Raw genomic sequence first — 18399 nt, 5'->3', positions numbered from 1 at the left:
GCGTCCCTGCCCCCCCCCACCGCCCCGAGGACCCTCCCGTATGCGAACCCGCCCCCACCACGCCGCCCGCGCCCTCACCGCCGCGGCCCTGCTGTCCGCGGCCGTACCCGCCGCCGCCCACGGCGACAGCGTCCACCTGGACGTCACCGGCCAGCAGAACGGCCGTGTCAGCACCGTCGCCACCTGGGAGAACGACCACGACCCGGTGACCGGGGAGTTCGCCGGCACGCTCCTCGCGACGGCCTCCGACGGCCGCACCGTCGGGCCCTGGCGCCTGGTCACCGTCCCCGGCCGCCCGGGGACGTACACCACCCGGGAGGTCCTCCCGGTCGGGCACTGGCGGGTGACGGTGGACTGCGCCTTCCCCGCCCTCGGGCACGGCGAGCGCGAGCTCGACGTCGACACCGTCGAGATCGCGGACCCGGCGCCCCCCACGGCGCTGTCCGAAACCTCGCCGCGGTCCGCCGGGGTGACCCCCGCCCCGCTCCGGGAGAGCACCGGCGCGACGGGGACCACCGCCGCCCCGGTCTCCGCCCGGGAGGCCTCGCCCGGCCCCGCCCACGCGACCACCTCCGACGCCACTGCCTGGGCGGCCATCGGCACCGCCTGCGCGGCCGTCGTCCTGGTCGCCACCGGGCTCTGGCTGCGCCGTCACCGCGGCTGAGTCGCCCGGCACCGCCCGCCCCGGGAACGGGGACGCACCCGCGGTGGAACCGGCCGGGTGCGAACCGACGTCCCTTCCGGTCACCGGGCGCCACCGGGCGCCCGGACGACCGCAAGGGAGCGTCCGCGCATGAAGAAGGTCCTGATCACCGGCGGCGCGGGTTTCATCGGCAGCACCGTCGCCTCCGCCCTGCTCGACCGGGGGATCACCCCGGTCGTGCTGGACGACCTGTCCCGGGGCCGGACCGAGTTCGTCGCGGACCGGGTCTTCTACCGGGGCGACATCGCCGACGCGGCCCTGCTCGACCGGATCTTCGCCGAGCACCCCGACATCGACGCCACCGTGCACTGCGCCGCGAAGATCGTCGTACCGGAGTCGGTGGCCAAGCCGCTGTACTACTACCGGGAGAACGTCGCCAAGACCGTCGAACTCCTGGAGGCCCTCCAGCGCCACGGCTGCACCCGGGTCGTCTTCAGCAGCTCCGCCTCGATCTACGCCCCCACCCCCGACGCCCGGGTCGACGAGAGCAGCCCGGTCGACGCCGGGAGCCCGTACGCGCGCACCAAGCAGATGATGGAGCAGGTCCTCCAGGACTGGACCCGGGGCGAGGGCGCCGAGCGCCAGCGGGTCATCGCCCTGCGCTACTTCAACCCGATCGGCGCCGACCCGCAGCTGCGCACCGGCCTCCAGGACCTCCGGCCCACCCACGCCCTCGGCAAGCTGATCGAGGCGCACACCACGGGCACCCCGTTCACCGTGACCGGCACCGACTGGGCGACCCGCGACGGCTCCGGCATCCGCGACTACATCCACGTCCAGGACCTCGCCGAGGCGCACGTCGCGGCGCTGCTCCGGTTCGACGAGGTGATCGCCCCTGGCGTGGCGGACCGCTACCGGGTGATCAACGTCGGCACCGGGGACGGGACCACCGTGCGGGAACTGATCGCCGCCTTCGAACAGGCCGTCGGCACCGGCCTGGAGGTGCGGGAGGCGGGCCCGCGGCCCGGGGACGTGATCGGCTGCTACGCCGTCGTGGACACCGCACGGGACCTGCTCGGCTGGCAGCCGCGGCGCGGCATCGCCGAGGGGGTCGCCGACGCGCTGGCCTGGCGGAGGGTCTGGTCCGCCCGGATCGGCGTCAGCTGACCACCGGAGGCTGTCAGGCCACGGCCTCGCCGGACTTCGACCAGTTGTCGCGCAGCCGGTCGAGGTAGGACTGCGCCTGGGAGCCGATCTTGACGCCCCGGGCGAAGGCCAGCATGTTGCCCGCGCCCGCGTTGTAGCCGAGGGCGACCAGCTCGTCCCGGGTGAGCTGCACGCCCGGGCGGGCGGGCAGCTGTGCGGCGAGGTCGTGCAGGTGCCAGGCGGCCGCCTGGACGGCCAGGTTCCGGTCGTCCGGGAGCTCCTCCCACTGCCGGGAGGCGAACGGGCGGCCGGGCTTGGTGTCGTCGAAGGCGGCCCGGTGCATGTTGGCGATGCCGAACGAGGCGTCCGGCTTGCCGCGCTGCCAGGCCCGTTCGAGTTCGGGGTCGTGCGGCTTGTACGCCTCGTTGTAGAGGATCGCCATCAGCAGCTGCGGGTTGACCCCGGCCTCGGCGGCGTACTGGCGGACCGGTGCCGCGTAGTCGGCCGGGTCGTAGCGGCCCGAGGGCTTCGAGGGTTTCGACGGCGGAGCGGAGGAGCCGGCCGACGGTGCGGCGCCCGGGGAGGGGCCGGAGGCGGCGGTCGGGGAGGGGTCGGCGGAGGCCGCGCCGTCGTGGCCGTTGCCGCGGACGAGACCCAGTCCGGCCACCACCACGACGCCGATCACCAGCCAGCGTCCCCGGCCGGACCCCTTCTTCTCCTCGCTCACCGCTGCCGCCCCTCCCCGTTCGCTCGTGCGCCCGTTCGAGCGCCGTGCGGCTGATCGCTCCCTGCGGCAGGTTACTCGGCGGGCTTCTGGTCGCCGTCGAGGTTGCGCAGGAAGTCCTTCGCCTTCTCGACGCCGGTGTCGATCTGCCCGCTGTACTTGCCGTCCGTGCGGTCGTCGATCGCGTCGCCGACCTTGTCCAGGCCCTGCCCGATCACGTCGCCGTGCTCGCGGGCGAGGTCGGTGGCCTTGTCCGCGAGGTTCTTCAGACTCTCAAACATGGTGACGCTCTGCTCCTCTGATGCGTTCCTGATGGTGTGCCGACGCGGCGGGGATCGTGACCATCCTAACGACGGCCCACCAGGCGGTTCGTCGCCGCCGGGTGACGGCGGATGACTTTGCTGAAATGGGTTCGTATGCTCAGGCCATCTTCTACAGCGATGTAGAGGTTGGGGTCCCCACCAGGACGCCACCAGGACCGAAGGCGTCCCGGCACGCGCGGCGGCGCGATCGCTCCGCCGCGGCCGCAACGATCGAGGGAAGTGCGCATGGCCGGTCAGCGGGCGAGAACGCCGTACCAGGACGCGGGACCGCGCACCGAGGACCGCGCCCTGCCCGCGCAGCGCTCCCGGGCGGCCGGTGCGGGCGGACCGGGGAGCCCCGCGGCGCCCGGGGCGGCCCGGACACCGCGCCCCGGGGCGGCCCGCCGCCGCCAGCAGGCGCGTCGTCGCGGCGGGACGGCGGCCGTGCTCTCGGCGGTCGGGCTGCCGCTGCTCGGAGCGGTCGCGGACGAGGTCGACGGACCGGGCGTCAGCCTCCTCTTCGCGGTGGGCTCGGTGCTCGGGACGGCGGCCGCCGCACTGCTGTGCAGCCGGGCGGGCCGGTGGTGGGTGGTGACGGCCGCGCCGGTCGTGGTGCTGCTCACCGCCTCGGGCGTCGAGTACCTCGCGCACCCCGGGACGTACCAGGGGAAGAACCTCGGCACCGGCGCGCTGCGCTGGGTGGTCGGAGCCTTCCCGGTGATGGCCGCGGCCGTCGCGGTGGCGTTCGCCGTGGTCGCGGTCCGCGCCGTGCCGACCCGCCGCCGGGTGGTGCCGCAGCGCCGACGAACCGGCCGGACGGCCGCCCCGGTCGGAAGGGGCCGCCGTGGCTGAGCGCGGCAACAGCCGTACCGGCGGCCGCGGTCAGCGCGGGCAGGCCGCGCGCCGCGCCGCCGCCCCGCTGACCGTCGCCGGGCGCACCCTGGCCTGCACCGTCTCGGTCGCCGTGCTCGGCGCCAGCGGCTTCACCTGGTACGAGTACCGCAGCCTGGACGACGGCATGGTCAAGTCCTCCGCGCTGAGCGAGGCCAAGAAGAACGCCCCGCCGCACCTCGACAAGTCCGTCAACCTGCTGCTGATCGGCCTGGACAGCCGCAAGGACATGGACGGCAACGACCTGCCCAAGCAGTTCGTCGAGGACGAACTGCACGCCGGCTCCAGCGGGATCGGCGGGTACAACACCAACGCCCTGATCGTGCTGCACATCCCGGCCAACGGCGGCAAGGTCACCGCGCTCTCCGTCCCGCGCGACGACTACGTGCAGACCGTCGGCGCGGACGGGAGGATGCACAAGATCAAGGAGGCGTACGGCATCGCCAAGGAGGCCGCCGAGCAGAAGCTGGCCGGCAAGGGGCTCTCCAAGGCGCTGCTGGAGCGGCAGAGCCGCGAGGCCGGCCGCTCGGCCACCATCCAGACCGTGCAGAGCCTCCTGGACGTCCCGATCGACCACTTCGCGGAGGTGAACCTGATCGGCTTCTACGACATCGCCAAGGCGGTCGAGCCGATCCAGGTCTGCCTCAACCACCCGGTGGACGACCCGATCATCGCCCGGACCGCCGCCCACGAGGGCGGCGGCACCGGCCTCAAGCTCCCGGCCGGGATCAGCTCCCTCAAGGCCGCGCAGGCACTCTCCTTCGTCCGCCAGCGCCACCACCTCACCAACGGCGACCTCGACCGCACCCACCGGCAGCAGGCGTTCCTCTCCTCCGTCGAGTACAAGCTCAAGCAGCAGGGCATCCTGAACGACCTCGGGCAGATGCAGAAGCTGTTCGCGGTGGTGAAGAAGGACGTGGTCATCGACAACGAGTGGAACATCCTCGACTTCGCCCAGCAGGCGCCCAACCTGACCGGCGGCAACGTGGAGTTCAACACCCTGCCGATCAGCGGCTTCAGGACGGTCGGCGGGCAGGAGGTCAACACCGTCAACCCGGACCTGATCAGGAAGATCGTCCGGCAGCTCTTCAACCACGAGCCGGCGCCGGCCCCGCCGGCCGCCGCGCCGGCCGGGGACGGGCCGGGCGAACCGGCCCCGTCGCCCTCCGCCACCCCGAGCACGGCGCCCAAGGCGGTGGTCGACGTCAACGCGGCCGCGGGGGCGGGCGCGGCGGCCGGCGAGTCCAGGGCGCTGGCCGAACTCGGCTACCAGGCGGGCCGGATCGGCGACGCCCCGGCCAGGACCCGGGCCACCACCGTCGCGTACGGGTCCGGGGCCAAGGCCGACGCACAGCACCTCGCCGCCCGCTACGGGGTGAACGCCTCCTTCTCGTCGGCCGTCCCCGCGGGGCGCATCCTGCTCACCCTCGCCGTCTCCCGCACCCCGGCGCCGACGGCCGTCCCCTCGGCCGCCGCGGCCGGCGATCCGTCCGCCGACCCGGCGGCGGGGCTGCCGATGCAGGGCCCGGCGGTGAAGGCGGGCGGGATCCCGTGCGTGGACTGAGGCCCGGCCGGCGACGGGGAGTTCAGCCCCGGCCGGGGCGGGTGTCCCGGAGCGGCTCCCGGTCGAGGACCTCGACGTACACGATCCGCCCGCCGACGACGTCCAGGACGAGCATGCCGTGGGCCGGCGAGAGCGGGACGCACCGGTGGTCCGGGCCGTAGGGCTGACCGTCCGGGCGTGGTTCCGTCCTGAAGCTCTGGCAGAAGCCGTCACCGCAGCCGCACTCGGCGACCAGCCGCAAGCCCCGGGCGGCGACGGCCAGTTCGTGCTCGCCCTCCTCCTCCAGGAGGTCGACCAGTTCGCCGAGCAGGTCCGGGAAGACCTCGCGGAGCAGCGGGTGTTCCGGCGCCGTCACGGGCGGGGCGCCTTCGTGCCGTGGACGGCGGCGTACTCGGCGGCGAGCCACGGGCCCAGGTCGTCGACCAGCACGGTGAGGGCGGCCCGGTCGGCGGCGGCGGTGGTGGCGGCGGTGCGGGCGACGGTGACGGCCAGGCGCGCCTGGGCGGCCCGCTCGGGGTAGTAGCCGGCGAAGACCTCGGCGGAGGCGGCGAGGTCGCTGGTCCAGCCGCCCCAGCGGGGCATGACCAGGGTGAGGCAGGTGCGGACGAGATGGCGGGAGACGGCGCGGGCGAGGCGGCGCAGTTCGGCCTCGGGGTCGGCGGCGGTGTCGGCGGCGGCCAGGCGTTCGCGCCAGCGCGGCAGGAACAGGGCGAGGTCGCCGTTGGTCTCCCGGGCGAGCAGCGGGGTGGGGCGGTAGCGGGGGAGCCGGGCGGCGAGGTCCTCGCCGAGCAGCGGGGTGCAGAGACAGGCGACGAACCAGCCGAGGTCGTGGCGTTCGAGCTCGCTCAGCAGGGTGTCCGTGCCGGCGAGCACCACGCCGACCCCGTTCACCTGCGCGAACTCGCCGTCGAGCGCGGCTTCGAGGGCGTCCGCCCCGGCCCGGTCCGCGGCGGTGGGCTCGTGGTGCAGGGCGAGCAGCAGGTCGAGGTCGGAGACGCCGGGGGTCGCGGTACCGCGCGGGACGCTGCCGTAGAGGTAGGCGCTGTGCAGCCGGTCGGGGCCGAAGGCCGCGGCGATCCGCTCGCGGGCGGCGGCGACCACCGGCGCGAACGCGGGCGGCACGCGGTCCAGCGAGCCCTCCCGCGCGATGCAGCCGTCCCGGTCCAGTCCCTGAGTGGTGGTCATGGGGGCACTCTGCCCCACCCCCACCCGTGGTGACCAGCGATTATCCGGCGGCCCGGCGGATTGTCAGTGGGGCGTGCAAGCATGCGACGCACACGAACACGAGAGGCGTGAGGGGATCGGCATGGGCACCTGGGACATCGGGCACTTCGACAACGACTCGGCGGCGGACTTCGGCGGCGGTCTGGACGATGCGGCGCCGGGCGAGCGCGAGGCGCTGCTCCGGTCCGCGCTGCTGTGCGCCGTCGGGGCGGAGGAGTTCCTGGACTCCGACGAGGCGGTGGAGGCGGTCGCCGCCGCCGCGCTGGTGGCGGCGCAGTGCCCGGGCGGGGCGGCGGTGACCACGGCCTACGGGCCGAAGGAGCCGATACCGCCGCTCGCCGCCGAGCTGCGCACGCTCGCGGTGGCGGCGCTCGACCGGGTGGTGGCGGCGGAGTCGGAGCTCGCGGAGCTGTGGGACGAGACGGAGAGCGGTCCGGCCTGGCGCGAGGGCATCCTGGAGCTGCGGGCGGTCCTGGCCGCGGCGGCGTCGGCGGACGCGCCGGTGGCCGGGAGCTGAGCGGGCCCGGGGCGATCGGCCGTCACGTGCGGGCCGCCGTCCACCAGTAGCCGAGCGCGGTGAGGCTGGTGGCGGCGCCGAGCAGGCAGACGGCCGTCCAGCCGCCGTGGTCGTAGACGACGGTGGACAGGATCGCGCCCGCGCCGCACCCGGCGGAGTAGAGCAGCATGTAGCCGGCGGTCAGGCGGCTCCGCGCCTCGGGGCGGAGCTGGTAGAGCAGATGCTGGTTGGCGACGTGGAGGGACTGCAGGCCGTAGTCGATCACCACCATGGCGAGCACCAGCCACCAGACCGAGTGCGGCAGCAGTGCGGCCGGGAGCCAGCCGACCAGCATGGCCACCAGGCCGATTCCGGCGGTGCGTTCGGCCCGGCCGCGGTCGGCCTGACGGCCGGCGCACCCGGCTCCGAGCGCTCCGGCGGCGCCGGCGAGGCCGAAGAGCCCGATCTGGGTGTGGCTGAGGTTGAACGGCGGTGCGGCGAGCGGGAGCACCATCGGGGTGAGCAGTACGGTGACGGAGGTGAAGCCGAGCAGGGCGAGGACGGCCCGGGTGCGGAGCACGCGCTCCTGGGCGAAGAGCGCGAATACCGAGCCGACCAGGCGCGGGTAGCCGATCCGCTCGGCCGTGCGGTGCCGTTCGGAGGGGACGGTGGCCGCGACGGCGAGGGCCATGGCGGCGGTCGCGACGGCGGAGACGAGGTAGACGGCCCGCCAGCCGGCCAGGTCGCCGATGGTTCCGGCGACGGTTCGGGCGAGCAGGATGCCGATCACGATGCCGCTGGTCACGGTGCCGACCACCCGGCCCTGGTCGGCCGGGGCGGCGAGTTGGGCGGAGTGGGCGACGACCACCTGGGCGACGACCGCGAGGACGCCGACGGCGGCCATCGCGGCGAGCAGCAGCGGAGCGGAGGGGGCGAGTGCGACGGCGAGGAGGGCGAGGACGGACAGGCCGAGCTGGGAGGTGATCAGGGTGCGGCGGTTGACGAGGTCGCCGAGCGGCACGAGCAACAGCAGGCCCAGGGCGTAGCCCGTCTGGGTGAGGGTGCCGACCAGGCCGATGGTCGCCGGGGCGATGCCGTAGTCCCGGGCGATCAGGTCGAGCAGTGGCTGAGAGTAGTAGACGTTGGCCACGGCGAGGCCGCAGGCGACGGAGAGCAGCCAGGCGACGGCGGGTGACAGGCCGCGCGACGGGGCTCCGCCGGGGATGCCGGGCGTGTCGGCGGGGGCGTCCGTCGCGGAGGCGGCGGAGGCGGTTGTGCGGGCGGGCGAGGTCATGGGCGGGGCTCCCTCGAACGGCACGGTGGTTTCAAAGTGCTACCGCGACACCATGGCATAGCCTGGTTTTAATAAGCAACCACGTCCTGGTCGGTAGGCTGGGCGCCGACCGGTGAGGGCTGAGAGGTGGGAGAAGTGCCGAAACGCACCACGCACGAGGAATCGGCCTGCCCGGTCGCCCGTCCGCTCGACGTCGTCGGCGACGGCTGGACGCTGCTGATCGTCCGTGACGCCTTCGACGGGCTGAGCCGCTTCGGGCAGTTCCAGCGGAACCTCGGCCTGGCCAAGAACATCCTGTCGACCCGCCTGGCCAACCTGGTCGCCAACGGGGTGTTCGACCTCGCGCCGGCCGCAGACGGCAGCCCGTACCAGGAGTACGTGCTCACGGAGAAGGGCCGCGCGCTGTTCCCGGTGATCACGGCGCTGCGCCAGTGGGGCGACCAGTGGTTCTTCGAGGAGGGCGAGCCCCGGGCGCGACTGGTGGACCGTGATTCCGGTGCGCCCGTCGCGCCGGTCGAGGTGCACGCGGCGGACGGCCGGGTGCTGGGCCCCGAGGACACGAGGGTGCTGCTGCCCTGAGGCGCGCCGCCGCCACCGGACGGGCGGCGGCCGGAGGCGGGGAGCGGGGCGGGCGCCGGGTCGGCTCGCCGTTTCGCGGGCGGCCGGGCCGGGCGCGTCCGGCCCGGCGAGCCCTGTCGTCGGCTTCCGGCCGCTCCCGCCGCCCCGCTCGCCGCTCCCGCCGCCCCGTCCGTCGCAACAGCGGGTGTGCGGGGCGTCGCCGAGCGTGCCCGCCGGTCGTCGGTCACCCTGGAAACCTCACCGGGCGTCGGCCGGGAGCTCGATCGGGCCGATCGAGCCCAGGCCCGTCCCGGGCCCCGGAGCGACCCGCGAGCGACGAGGAGGCGACATGCAGCAGCCCACCACCCGGGTCGCGGGCCCGCCCGGCGCCGTACGCGGCTGGCTGGAGGCGCTCGCCGTCGTGCTGGCCGGACTGGTCGCGATGGCGGCGGTGGCCGCGCTCGGCCTCTGGCTGGCCGGCGCCGACGACCTCCCGGACGGCGGCTTCCCCGCCGTGCTGGCCGCGACGCTCGCGCTCGCGGTCGGGGGAACCGTCCGGCTCGACGGCGGCGCGGGAGACTTCGCGGCCGTCGGGGCCGGGATCAGCGCGATGCCGCTGAGCGTCTCGGTGGCCGGAGCGGTCGCGATGGCCGAGGTGTTCCTGCGCGGGCTGCGCTTCCGTGCGGTCGCGAGCGGCGGTGAACTGCTCGGGCGGATCGGCCGGACGCTGCTGCTCTGGGCGCTCGCCCTGGTGCTGCTGACCCTCGGCGCCCGGCACAGCTTCGTCGTCCCGCTCGGCGGTGACCTGGCGGAGTCGATCGGCGGAGCGCTCGGGCTGACCCCGGAGGTCGGCTTCCACGCGGACGGCCCGACCACCGTCGGCATCGGGCTGGCCTGGCTGCTGCTGGTGCTCGCGCTCACCTTCGCGGTGTCCCGGCGGGCCCCGCTGCCGCCCGCGCTGGTGCGCCACCAACTCGCCGTCCGCCCGGCCGCCTCGGCGCTCTGGCTGGTCCTGCTGGCGTACCTGGCGATCGGTGCGGTGGCCGGGGTGCTGACCGCGATCGTGCACGGCGACGCCCGGCAGACCCTGGCCGTGGTGCTGCTCGCGCTGCCGAACCTGGCCTGGCCGGCCTTCGGCCTGGGACTCGGGGCCGAGTGGCACGGTCGGCTGGTCGGTACGCTCGGTCTGCCCGTTCCCAAGGCGCTCAGCGCCGTGCTGCGCGCCCCCGAGGGCGGGCAGGCGACCGTCGACCTCGGCACCCTCGCCGAGCAGGGTGCCGCCAGCTGGTGGCTGCTGCCGCTGGCCGCCGTCCTGCTGCTCGCGGCGGCCTTCCTGGCGGCCCGCCGCGCGCCGCGCACCGTCCGGCTCCGGCAGCACGCCGTCCGGTTCGCGCTCGCCACCGCCGCCACCATGCTGCTGGTGGGTCTGTGGAGTCGGGTGGACGCCGCCTACGGGCTCTCCGTGCTCGGCGTCGGCCTCGGCCAGGGCGGTCTGGGCGACCTGCTGGGCGCCGTGCTCGGCGCCGACAACCCGCTGGCCGCGCTGGGCGGCGGCAGCCTCACCCTGCGCCCGGTGCTGTGGACGGCGGTGCCGCTCGCGGCGGGCTGGGGTCTGCTGACCGGCGCGCTCGGCGCCCTGCTCGCCACCCGGGTGCGACACAGCGGAGAGCTGCCGGCGGATCCGCAGTGAGGGGCGCCGGGCGAGGAGCACGGAAGCGAGGGGCGGCGAACTCGGCGGCGAGGGGGCGCCGGGTGAGGGGCCGTGCGGACCGGGTCAGAACAGCCGGTGGCCCTGCACCCACATGGTCTTCCGCCCGTTGGCCCGGATCAGCCGCAGTTTCTTGATGCCGTCGTGCACGCTCGCGCTGAACAGCAGCGAGGGGCCGACGATCACGCCCGCGGCGGCCAGGGCGAAGAGCATGCCGAAGTTGTCGACCGCCTGGTCGTCGCCCTCCTCGACGGTCCGGCCGCCCAGCTGGATCAGCAGGGGGACGGTGACCAGCAGCGAGAGCACCAGCAGCCAGCCCAGCGCCTGGTGGACCCGCCGCTTGACCCGCGCCCTGGTGGCGGTCTCCACCCGGACGGAGAAGGAGCGCCGGCAGCGCGGGCAGATGACGCCGATCTCCCGGTCGCCGCCGGTGGGCCGGGGCGAGCCGCCCTCCGGCAGGTGGGCGATGCTCCAGTTGACCTTCGTCACGGAGGCTCCGTGCTCGACGCTCACCCGGCAGCCGAGGCTGACGACGTACCGGTCGCTGATCGGGATCCTGACCACTGCTGCCACCCCCAGCCTCCGCGACCGTCGCGGGGTAGGCGGATCGTAGCCCTTCCGGAGGGCCTCGAAACCGCTGGTACGGCGTCAGAAAGCCTCGGACAGAAGGATGATGGCCGCGGGGACGGCCTGACCGAGTGCGCCGCGCCACAGCTTCGGTTCCGAGGTGAACAGGGTGATCCCGCCCGCGACCATGAACGCGGCGACGTAGAGCACCACCGGCCGCCCGGCCCCCGGGTGCCCGGCGTGCAGCAGGACCAGTCCGGCGACCAGGCCGAGTGCCAGGAACAGGTTGTAGAAGCCCACGTTGACGCGCCAGAGCCGGACCTCCGGGGCGTCCGCCGTGCTGCCGGTCAGCACGCGGCGCACCCGCGGGTGCCCGTACAGGAAGCTCTCCAGCGGCCACACGATCAGGTGGATCGCCGCGGCGACCACGGCGAAGACCTGGCTCACGGCGTTCATGGCGGACGGCTCCCTCCTGGCGGGGCGACGGAGGCGGGTGGGCGGTGACGGTGGCCGGACGGTGGCGCCGGGCGGCCGGAGCGGCCCGGACGGGCGGCCGCGGCACCGCGGGCGGGCCGCTGCTCGCGCAGCGCCGGCGGCGGGTCGTCGAGGTGGGCCCGGGCCGGTCCGATCGGGGGCGATCCGGTGCCGGTGACCCGTGCGGGGGGCGGCGCGGGGGGTGCGCCGGGGCGCTTTCCCATGGTGCGCATTCTATCGCCGGTGCGGTCGCCGCGGCGGTCGAAGAGCCCTTCCGGAGTGCGGGATTGGACTGGACCACTGCCTCCGCGCACCACTATGGTTCGGCGTGCCCGCGGATCGCGCGTCGCCGGAACGCATCGCGCGTCGCCGGAAGTCGTCGAGTGCTTCGGAACGGAACCCATGAGCATCTGGCCGCAGTTGCGAAGATCCAGGACCGTCCGGGCCGGGCAGGCCACCGGCCGGGTGCTGCGCTGCGGACTGATGGACACCATGCTCGCCGACCTCGCCGTCTCGGTCGCGCTCTGCTTCGAGCACCCGCTGGACGACGACCGGCTCGCCGCCGGGCTGGCCCGTGCGCTGGAGCGGGTGCCGGTCTTCGCCGGACGCCTGCGCACCGTCGAGGGCGTCCTGGAGGCGGTCTGCGACGACACCGGCGTGCCGTTCGAGGTCTACACCGTGGAGGGCACGCTCGCCGAGGCGATGGGCCGGGTGACGGCGCCCGGCTCCGAACTGGTCGCCCCACTGGACGCCCCCGCCGCGCGCGACGGCGGCGTACCGCTGCTCACCGTACGGGTGACCCGCACGGCCGACGGCGGCACGGTGCTCGGCTGCTCCTGGCACCACGCGATCGGCGACCTGCACAGTTTCATGCTGCTGCTGCGGGCCTGGTCCGCGGCGGTCGAGGGGGAGCCGCTGCCGGAGGCCGAACTCGTGGACGACCAAGACGAGTTGCTGGCCGAGGTGCTCCCCGCCGAGGACTGCGGCCGGCCCGGCTTCCGGCTGCCCTCGGCGGAGGAGGCGGAGCTGCTGGCCCGCGAGGTGGCGGCCGGACCACGCGCCAACCGGCTCGTCCAGATCGCCTTCACCGATGCCGAACTGGCCCGGATGTGCGAGGAGTTCGGCGCGGCGGCCGGGCGCCGGCTCTCCTCCGGGGACGCGCTCTGCGCCCACCTCCTGAGCACCCTGCGGGAGCTGGACGGGGACGAGGCCGAACGGATGCTGACGGTGCCGGTCAACGTGCGCCGCTGGCTGGGCCTGTCGCCCGCGCTGATGGGCAACCTGCTGAGCGAGGTCCATCTGCCGCACCGGCCGGAGGACGGGCCTGCGGCGCTGGCGGGCGCGCTGCGCACGGCGCTGGAGGAGTTCCCCGCCGCGCACCTCAACCTCCGCGCCAACCTGTGGTTCCTGGCGACCCTCGGCCGCGCGCGGCTGCGCGACTGCGTGCCGCTGGGCTTCGACCCGGCGGCACGCCGGTTCAGCTTCTCCAACTGGAGCGGCTTCGGCGCCTATGCGGTGGGCTTCCAGGGGAGGCGCCCGGTGCTCTTCAGCCCTGCCGCCAACTATCCGATTCCCTGGGTCTGTTGGACGGTGGAAGGGTTCCGCGGCGAGGGCCGGCTGGCCACCGTGGTGCTGCCGGCCCGGCTCGCCGCCCGGGTACGCGGGGCGGAGGGCCGGGCGGCGTTGCACCGCTACCGGCGGGCGGAGGATCAGCCGCCCGCGTCGGCGGCCGTCCTGCCCAAGGTGATCTAGGTGATCCGGGGTCTGTCGTGAAGGACTACTGGAAGGACTGCTCGATCGCCGTCCACAGGCCGAGCCGGGCGCGCAGCGCGGTGCGGACCGTCTCGGCGCAGGAGTCCCACTTGTCCTGGTCGTCGCCGCACAGGTCGATCAGCATCTGCATCGCCATCGGGGTGTGCTGCTCGCCGTCGACCTCGATGTGACGGGCCAGGTAGTCCTTGAAGACGGTGAGCGTGTCCTCGGGGTCGTCGATCCGGATGACCTGGGCGAACATGTCCGGGATCAGGTCCTCGCGGCCGAAGGCGAAGGCGGCGGCCCGGCAGTGCACCGGCGCGTTCTCCACGATCGACCAGGTGGTGGAGGTGAAGTCGAGGGCGGCCTGCGGAACTTCGGCCTTCTTCAGGGCCTCCGGAACGGTGCTGCCGGCGCCCAGCAGGGCCAGGAACTCCTCGATCGGGCGCGGGTCGGCACCGGCCAGCCGCATGCCCTCCACGTACAGCTCGAAGTGGCTGGTGTAGCCCTCGCCGAGCTCGTCGCTCTCCTCGACCAGGACGATCTCGTTGATCAGCCGGCGGCTGGCGGTCGGGCCGTTCGGGACCCACGGCACGTCCACACAGGTGAGGTCGCGCTGGAGGCTCTTGAGCAGCGACATGAAGTCCCAGACGGCGAACACGTGGCTGCCGAGGAAGGTGCGGACGCGCTCGATGCCGGTGAGCGAGCGGTACACCGAGTGCTCGACGACCTCGCGGCGCAGCGGGTCGATGGCCTGCTGAAGGCTGCTCAGGCCGGGGTGCGAACGGTCCCAGTGGTAGCGGTTCGTGGACAATGCGACTCCTTGGTGGGCTCGTTGGGCAGTCAACGGGTCTACGGGGGTCTTGCGCGATCATCGTACGGTTTCTGGCGCGTACTCGTCAGTGATCTTTGTGATTCGATGCCGAACAGTTCGTGGGCGGGTGCGGTCAGCGGTGCTTCAGCACGAGGCCGAGCGCGTGCCGCAGCTGCTCGCGGCCGGGCTGGACGGCGCGGTCCAGGGCCGGGGCGAAGGGCAGCACGGCGCCGTCCGGGCGGGTGATCCGGCGGGGCGGGGCGATCAGGCGCATCTCCTCGGCGGCGGTGGCCAGCACCTCGGCGCCGAAGCCGCAGCTGCGGTTGGAGTCGTCCAGGACGACCAGGCGCCCGGTGCGCTCCAGCGAGTCGGCGAGCGCCTGCCAGTCGAAGGGGTACACCGTGCGCGGGTCGAGGACCTCCACCGAGACGTCCGGCGCCAGCTCCTCGGCGACCGCGAGGGCGTCGTGCACCAGGTGCCCGAGGGCGACCACGGTGACGTCGGTGCCCGGCCGGTGGATCCGGGCCCGGCCCAGCGGGACGGGCGCGAGGTCCCAGGTGACGGTCTCGCGCACCGGCATCGCGGCGGCGGGCGCGAACACCACGACCGGGTCCGGGTCGCGGATCGCCGAGCGCAGCAGCCCGTAGGCGTCGGTCGGGGTGGCGGGCACCACGGTCTTCACCCCGGCGTGCGCGAACAGGCTGTACGGATGGTCGGAGTGCTGCCCGGCCCAGCCGTCCCGGGAGCCCGAGCCGGGCACCAGGCAGGTCAGCGGGACGGCCGTCTGGCCACCGGTCATCAGCGAGAACTTGTGGGCCTGGTTCACGAGTTGCTCGAAGACCAGGAACAGCAGGGACGGGATCTGGAACTCCAGCACCGGACGCCGGCCGGCCAGCGCGGCGCCGACCGCCATCGAGGTGAAGGCCTGTTCGGACAGTGGGGTGTCGACGATCCGCCCCGGCCCGAAGCGGTCCAGCAGGCCGAGGGTCGGCCCGGCCAGACCGGCGCCGATGTCCTCGCCGAAGACGCAGACCGCCGGATCGGCGGCGAGTTCGTCGGCCAGCGCCCGGTTGAGCGCCTTGGTGTACGAGAGCCTGGTCACGGTGTCACCCCCGCCCGGGGCCGCAGCCCGTCGGCGTACAGGTGGTCCAGCGCCCCCGCCGGGTCCGGGTGCGCCGAGGCGAGCGCGAACTCCTCGGCGGCGGAGAGCTGTTCGGCCACCGCGCGGTCCAGGTCGGCGACCGTCGCGGGGTCGAGCAGGGCGGCGGCCCGGGGGAGCGGGTCGCGCTCGCGCCAGGCCCCGACCTCCTCCGGGGAGCGGTAGCGCAGTTTCATCCGGCGTTCCATGGTGTGGTGGCCCTCGTAGCGGTAGGTGCGGCAGACCAGGAAGCCGGGGCCGCGGCCGGTGCGGGCCCGTTCGACGGCGCACAGCGCGGCGGTGCGAACGGCCTCGGTGTCCATGCCGTCCACCTCCTCGGCGGGGATGCCGAAGGCGGCCGCCCGGCCGGTGGCGCTGCCCGCGACGGCGGTGGCGGCGGGCAGGGTGGTGGCGTAGCCGTTGTCCTCGCAGACGAACAGCACCGGCAGACGCCACATCGCGGCGAGGTTGAGCGACTCCAGCAGGACGCCCTGGTTGAGCGCGCCGTCGCCGAAGAAGGCCACCGCGACCGGGGTCCGGCCCGAATCGGGCCGCCCGGCGACGGGACCGTCGGCTGTCACCCGTTCGGCCGCCGACCGTTCGGGGGAGGAAGCGGCCCGGGCCGCCCAGGCGGCGCCGACGGCGATCGGGGCGCCGGCGCCCACCATGCCGTTGGCGCCGAGGATGCCCAGCGAGAAGTCGGCGGCGTGCATGGAGCCGCCCCGGCCACCGTTCGATCCGTCGACCCGCCCGAGGAGCTCGGCTAGCAGCCGGTGCGGCGCGGTGCCCCTGGCGAGCACGTGGCCGTGGCCGCGGTGGGTGCTGGTGAGCCGGTCGTCGGGGCCGAGCGCCGAACAGACGCCCACCGCGACGGCCTCCTGCCCGATGTACGGGTGGATGCCGCCGGGGATCGCGCCGGACTTCACCAGGCCGAGCGCCAGCTCCTCGAAGCCGCGGATCAGCCGCAGCATCCGGTAGCGCTCGGCGGGGGTGTCCAGCGGGGCGGGGCGGGCCTGTGCGCCGCGGAGGGCCTGCGCGCCGGGGCCTTCCGGCGGCCCGGCGCCCTCGTCGGTCGTGCGTGCGGGAGCGGTCACGGCCGCCCCCGCCAGACCGCCGGGCAGAACCGCGGGTCCGCGTAGTCCGGCCGGTCGTCGTCCGTGCGGCGCACCAGCACGTCGTGGTTGTACACCACCGGCTCGCCGTCCGGCCGGTCGTGCCGGCGGTACTCGTTGGCGCTGTCCTGGAGGTGCAGCGAGATCGCCCGGCGCGGGTGGGAGGCCAGGTTGGGGCCGCTGCCGTGGTAGGTGCGGCAGTGGTGGAAGGACATGTGGCCGCGCGGGATCAGCATCGGCACCTTCCGCACCCGCTGCCCGTTGTGGGCGGCGTTGGCGGCCAGGATGTCCTCCAGCTCGGAGCCGTCGCGGTCGGCGAAGTGCCGGGTGGAGTCCTCGCCGGAGGGCAGCTCCCGCCAGCGGTGGCTGCCGTCGACCATGGTGATGGTGCCGTTCTCCTCGCGGCAGTCGTGGAACGGGATGAAGGCGGTGAGCATCTCGTCCGAGGTGCAGGTCTGCCAGTAGTGCTTGTCGAAGTGCCACGGCACCCGGTTGCTGGGCTCCTCGGGCACCGGGGGCTTGTAGATGAGCGTCGACTGGAAGATCCGGATCTCCTCGGTTCCGGCGAGCAGCGCGGCCACCGCGCCGATCAGCGGCTTGCGCAGGATCGCGCCGATCGCGTCGCTCTCGTAGTGCACGTAGTCGTTGTGCCGCTGGACCGGCCCGTCCTCGGGCCGCCAGGAGGCCAGCCGGGGCGGCCGGGCGGGCAGCTCGCGGTCGCGGTGGCCGGCGTAGTACAGCTCGGTGGCGGCCTGGAGGGTGTCCAGTTCCTCGTCGCTGAACAGCCTGCGGGAGAGGTACCAGCCGTGCTCGCGGTAGTGCGCCACCTCGTCGGGGGTGGGCAGCAGGGCGAGCTCGGCCTCGGTGAGTCGGAACTCGGAGGCTGCGGCCATCGGGAGGGCCTCCTTCGGATGTGCGGGGGAGGGCCGGTCGTCGGCGCTGGGCCGGGCGACGGCTGCGGGCCGGTCGTCGGCGGTGGGACTGTGCCGTTCGACGGCCTCGTAGAGGGCCTTGATGTTCGCGGTGCCGAAGGTACCCGCTCCCTGCCGCTCGATCAGTTCGAGGAAAAAGGTGCGCCGGGGGTGTGTCGAACGGGCGAAGATCTGGAACAGCTGGCCGCCGTGGTCCTGGTCGACCAGGACGTGCAGGTCGCGCAGGGTCGCCACCGGGATGGCCGTCCCGCCGAAGCGCTCGGTCAGGGCGTCGAAGTAGGCGTCCGGGGTGCTCAGGAACTCCACGCCGCGCTCCCGGGCGGTCCGGACGGCGCCGGTGATGTCGCGGGTGCTGAAGGCGAGGTGCTGGACGCCGGCCCCGCCGTGGGCGGCGAGGAACTCGTCGATCTGGCCGGGGCGGCGGGTGGTGTCGGGCTCGATCAGGGTGAAGGTGACGCCGCCGGAGGCGCTCTGCACCACCTTGGAGTCCATCGCCTGCTCGCCGACCTCGATGTACTCCTCGAAGATCGTGCGGAAGCCCAGGGCCGTCTCGCAGAACCGTACGGTGTCCGCGAGCGTGCCGGCCGGCAGGCAGATCGCGACGTGGTCGAGGTCCTCCAGCAGGCGGGGCTCCGGGGTGGGCCCGGCGTCCGGCAGCGGCACCAGGCGCAGTGCGGTGTCGCCGAAGCCCTCGATCAGGGCGCCGGCCCGGTCGAGCACCCGGGCGCCGTGCCGCTCGGCCCGTTCCAGCGCGGCCGCCGGGTCGGCGCAGCCGAGCGCGAGGACGGCGACGCCGTCCCCGTGCCGGGCGACGTACTCGGCCACCGGGTGCTCCGGGTCGGGGGCGGAGGTCAGCCGCAGCCGGATGGTGCCCTGGCGCAGCCCGACGGTGCGGGCGCCGTCGGGCGCGGTGGCCGGGGCGTCGACGGTGAAGCCGTGGTCGGCGCGGAGTCCGGCCGCGGTCTTGTCGGCGTCCGCGCAGTGGAACTCGACGTGGGTGATGGTCTGGATGGACAACGGGATCTCCCCCCGGAGGGAACGGTGGATCGGGGATCGGCGC

The 18399-nt window shown here is 74.5% G+C and carries 19 protein-coding genes; 8 read left to right on the top strand and 11 right to left on the bottom strand.

The genetic code is table 11. From position 1 onward, the window contains the following. The first annotated feature begins 40 nt into the window (after positions 1-40). Both ACFWJ4_RS36635 and galE read left to right on the top strand, forming a co-directional pair. Positions 41-664 carry a hypothetical protein gene (locus tag ACFWJ4_RS36635; protein WP_380552377.1) on the top strand — a complete coding sequence of 208 codons (624 nt, stop codon included), beginning with the start codon at positions 41-43 and terminating at the stop codon, positions 662-664. A gap of 129 nt (positions 665-793) precedes the next feature. Continuing rightward, a complete protein-coding gene (gene galE, locus ACFWJ4_RS36630) occupies positions 794-1810 on the top strand; it encodes a UDP-glucose 4-epimerase GalE (RefSeq protein ID WP_380552374.1) in 1017 nt (338 codons plus the stop codon). Between the two features lie 13 nt (positions 1811-1823). Here the strand turns inward: galE and ACFWJ4_RS36625 are convergent, their stop codons facing one another. Together ACFWJ4_RS36625 and ACFWJ4_RS36620 are read right to left on the bottom strand one after the other, a co-directional pair. Further along, a complete protein-coding gene (locus ACFWJ4_RS36625) occupies positions 1824-2516 on the bottom strand; it encodes a lytic transglycosylase domain-containing protein (protein WP_380552371.1) in 693 nt (230 codons plus the stop codon). A gap of 71 nt (positions 2517-2587) precedes the next feature. Next, the gene (locus ACFWJ4_RS36620) at positions 2588-2794 is read right to left on the bottom strand and encodes an antitoxin (protein ID WP_359902610.1); all 207 of its coding nucleotides are present in this window, start codon (positions 2792-2794) and stop codon (positions 2588-2590) included. A gap of 267 nt (positions 2795-3061) precedes the next feature. Between ACFWJ4_RS36620 and ACFWJ4_RS36615 the strand changes: the two genes are divergently transcribed. Beyond that, positions 3062-3667: a DUF6542 domain-containing protein gene (locus ACFWJ4_RS36615; RefSeq protein WP_380552369.1), complete on the top strand. Its 606-nt coding sequence runs from the start codon at positions 3062-3064 to the stop codon at positions 3665-3667. Further along, complete coding sequence (locus tag ACFWJ4_RS36610) at positions 3660-5270, top strand: LCP family protein (RefSeq protein WP_380552366.1); 1611 nt, start codon at positions 3660-3662, stop codon at positions 5268-5270. The genes ACFWJ4_RS36615 and ACFWJ4_RS36610 overlap by 8 nt, the downstream gene beginning before the upstream one ends. A 22-nt stretch (positions 5271-5292) precedes the next feature. On the opposite strand, the gene ACFWJ4_RS36605 is transcribed toward ACFWJ4_RS36610, so the two are convergent. Then, a complete protein-coding gene (locus ACFWJ4_RS36605) occupies positions 5293-5625 on the bottom strand; it encodes a hypothetical protein (protein ID WP_380552363.1) in 333 nt (110 codons plus the stop codon). Next, entirely contained in the window at positions 5622-6455 is an 834-nt protein-coding gene (locus tag ACFWJ4_RS36600; RefSeq protein ID WP_380552360.1) for a nucleotidyltransferase domain-containing protein, read from the bottom strand. Before ACFWJ4_RS36600 ends, ACFWJ4_RS36605 begins: the two co-directional genes overlap by 4 nt. 121 nt (positions 6456-6576) lie before the next feature. On the opposite strand from ACFWJ4_RS36600, the gene ACFWJ4_RS36595 reads away from it, so the two are divergent. Next, positions 6577-7011: a DUF4259 domain-containing protein gene (locus tag ACFWJ4_RS36595; protein WP_380552357.1), complete on the top strand. Its 435-nt coding sequence runs from the start codon at positions 6577-6579 to the stop codon at positions 7009-7011. 22 nt (positions 7012-7033) lie between these two features. Here the strand turns inward: ACFWJ4_RS36595 and ACFWJ4_RS36590 are convergent, their stop codons facing one another. Next, positions 7034-8284, bottom strand: a complete 1251-nt coding sequence (locus ACFWJ4_RS36590; protein WP_380552354.1) for an MFS transporter — start codon at positions 8282-8284, stop codon at positions 7034-7036. A gap of 135 nt (positions 8285-8419) precedes the next feature. On the opposite strand from ACFWJ4_RS36590, the gene ACFWJ4_RS36585 reads away from it, so the two are divergent. Then, positions 8420-8863 (top strand): winged helix-turn-helix transcriptional regulator, encoded by a 444-nt coding sequence (locus tag ACFWJ4_RS36585; RefSeq protein WP_380552351.1) that lies wholly within the window; start codon positions 8420-8422, stop codon positions 8861-8863. Between the two features lie 328 nt (positions 8864-9191). Beyond that, on the top strand, positions 9192-10532 hold the full coding sequence (locus tag ACFWJ4_RS36580; protein ID WP_380552348.1) for a streptophobe family protein: 1341 nt from the start codon (positions 9192-9194) through the stop codon (positions 10530-10532). A gap of 84 nt (positions 10533-10616) precedes the next feature. Here the strand turns inward: ACFWJ4_RS36580 and ACFWJ4_RS36575 are convergent, their stop codons facing one another. Both ACFWJ4_RS36575 and ACFWJ4_RS36570 read right to left on the bottom strand, forming a co-directional pair. Then, the gene (locus tag ACFWJ4_RS36575; protein WP_380552346.1) at positions 10617-11123 is read right to left on the bottom strand and encodes a hypothetical protein; all 507 of its coding nucleotides are present in this window, start codon (positions 11121-11123) and stop codon (positions 10617-10619) included. 75 nt (positions 11124-11198) lie between these two features. After that, positions 11199-11573, bottom strand: a complete 375-nt coding sequence (locus tag ACFWJ4_RS36570) for a DUF1304 domain-containing protein (protein WP_380552343.1) — start codon at positions 11571-11573, stop codon at positions 11199-11201. Between the two features lie 420 nt (positions 11574-11993). Between ACFWJ4_RS36570 and ACFWJ4_RS36565 the strand changes: the two genes are divergently transcribed. After that, the gene (locus ACFWJ4_RS36565; RefSeq protein ID WP_380552340.1) at positions 11994-13343 is read left to right on the top strand and encodes an acyltransferase; all 1350 of its coding nucleotides are present in this window, start codon (positions 11994-11996) and stop codon (positions 13341-13343) included. 25 nt (positions 13344-13368) lie between these two features. Here the strand turns inward: ACFWJ4_RS36565 and ACFWJ4_RS36560 are convergent, their stop codons facing one another. From ACFWJ4_RS36560 to hppD, 4 genes are all read right to left on the bottom strand, one after another. Next, positions 13369-14157, bottom strand: a complete 789-nt coding sequence (locus ACFWJ4_RS36560; protein ID WP_380351337.1) for a DUF3050 domain-containing protein — start codon at positions 14155-14157, stop codon at positions 13369-13371. Positions 14158-14290: 133 nt separating this feature from the next. After that, a complete protein-coding gene (locus ACFWJ4_RS36555; RefSeq protein ID WP_380552337.1) occupies positions 14291-15259 on the bottom strand; it encodes an alpha-ketoacid dehydrogenase subunit beta in 969 nt (322 codons plus the stop codon). After that, positions 15256-16389 (bottom strand): thiamine pyrophosphate-dependent dehydrogenase E1 component subunit alpha, encoded by a 1134-nt coding sequence (locus tag ACFWJ4_RS36550; protein WP_380552335.1) that lies wholly within the window; start codon positions 16387-16389, stop codon positions 15256-15258. Before ACFWJ4_RS36550 ends, ACFWJ4_RS36555 begins: the two co-directional genes overlap by 4 nt. After that, the gene (gene hppD / locus ACFWJ4_RS36545) at positions 16386-18356 is read right to left on the bottom strand and encodes a 4-hydroxyphenylpyruvate dioxygenase (RefSeq protein ID WP_380552332.1); all 1971 of its coding nucleotides are present in this window, start codon (positions 18354-18356) and stop codon (positions 16386-16388) included. Before hppD ends, ACFWJ4_RS36550 begins: the two co-directional genes overlap by 4 nt. Positions 18357-18399: the final 43 nt, after the last annotated feature.

The sequence above is a fragment of the Kitasatospora sp. NPDC127067 genome (genome assembly GCF_042724755.1).
Lineage (GTDB): Bacteria > Actinomycetota > Actinomycetes > Streptomycetales > Streptomycetaceae > Kitasatospora > Kitasatospora lactacystinica.
This window is presented reverse-complemented; position numbering and strand designations above follow the sequence as displayed.

What these genes read in the sequence shown, in the direction of transcription:
- ACFWJ4_RS36635 (WP_380552377.1), top strand. Translation starts at nt 41, where the DNA reads ATGCGAACCCGCCCCCACCACGCCGCCCGCGCCCTCACCGCCGCGGCC.
- galE (WP_380552374.1), top strand. Translation starts at nt 794, where the DNA reads ATGAAGAAGGTCCTGATCACCGGCGGCGCGGGTTTCATCGGCAGCACC.
- ACFWJ4_RS36620 (WP_359902610.1), bottom strand. Translation starts at nt 2,794, where the DNA reads ATGTTTGAGAGTCTGAAGAACCTCGCGGACAAGGCCACCGACCTCGCC.
- ACFWJ4_RS36615 (WP_380552369.1), top strand. Translation starts at nt 3,062, where the DNA reads ATGGCCGGTCAGCGGGCGAGAACGCCGTACCAGGACGCGGGACCGCGC.
- ACFWJ4_RS36600 (WP_380552360.1), bottom strand. Translation starts at nt 6,455, where the DNA reads ATGACCACCACTCAGGGACTGGACCGGGACGGCTGCATCGCGCGGGAG.
- ACFWJ4_RS36595 (WP_380552357.1), top strand. Translation starts at nt 6,577, where the DNA reads ATGGGCACCTGGGACATCGGGCACTTCGACAACGACTCGGCGGCGGAC.
- ACFWJ4_RS36590 (WP_380552354.1), bottom strand. Translation starts at nt 8,284, where the DNA reads ATGACCTCGCCCGCCCGCACAACCGCCTCCGCCGCCTCCGCGACGGAC.
- ACFWJ4_RS36580 (WP_380552348.1), top strand. Translation starts at nt 9,192, where the DNA reads ATGCAGCAGCCCACCACCCGGGTCGCGGGCCCGCCCGGCGCCGTACGC.
- ACFWJ4_RS36570 (WP_380552343.1), bottom strand. Translation starts at nt 11,573, where the DNA reads ATGAACGCCGTGAGCCAGGTCTTCGCCGTGGTCGCCGCGGCGATCCAC.
- ACFWJ4_RS36565 (WP_380552340.1), top strand. Translation starts at nt 11,994, where the DNA reads ATGAGCATCTGGCCGCAGTTGCGAAGATCCAGGACCGTCCGGGCCGGG.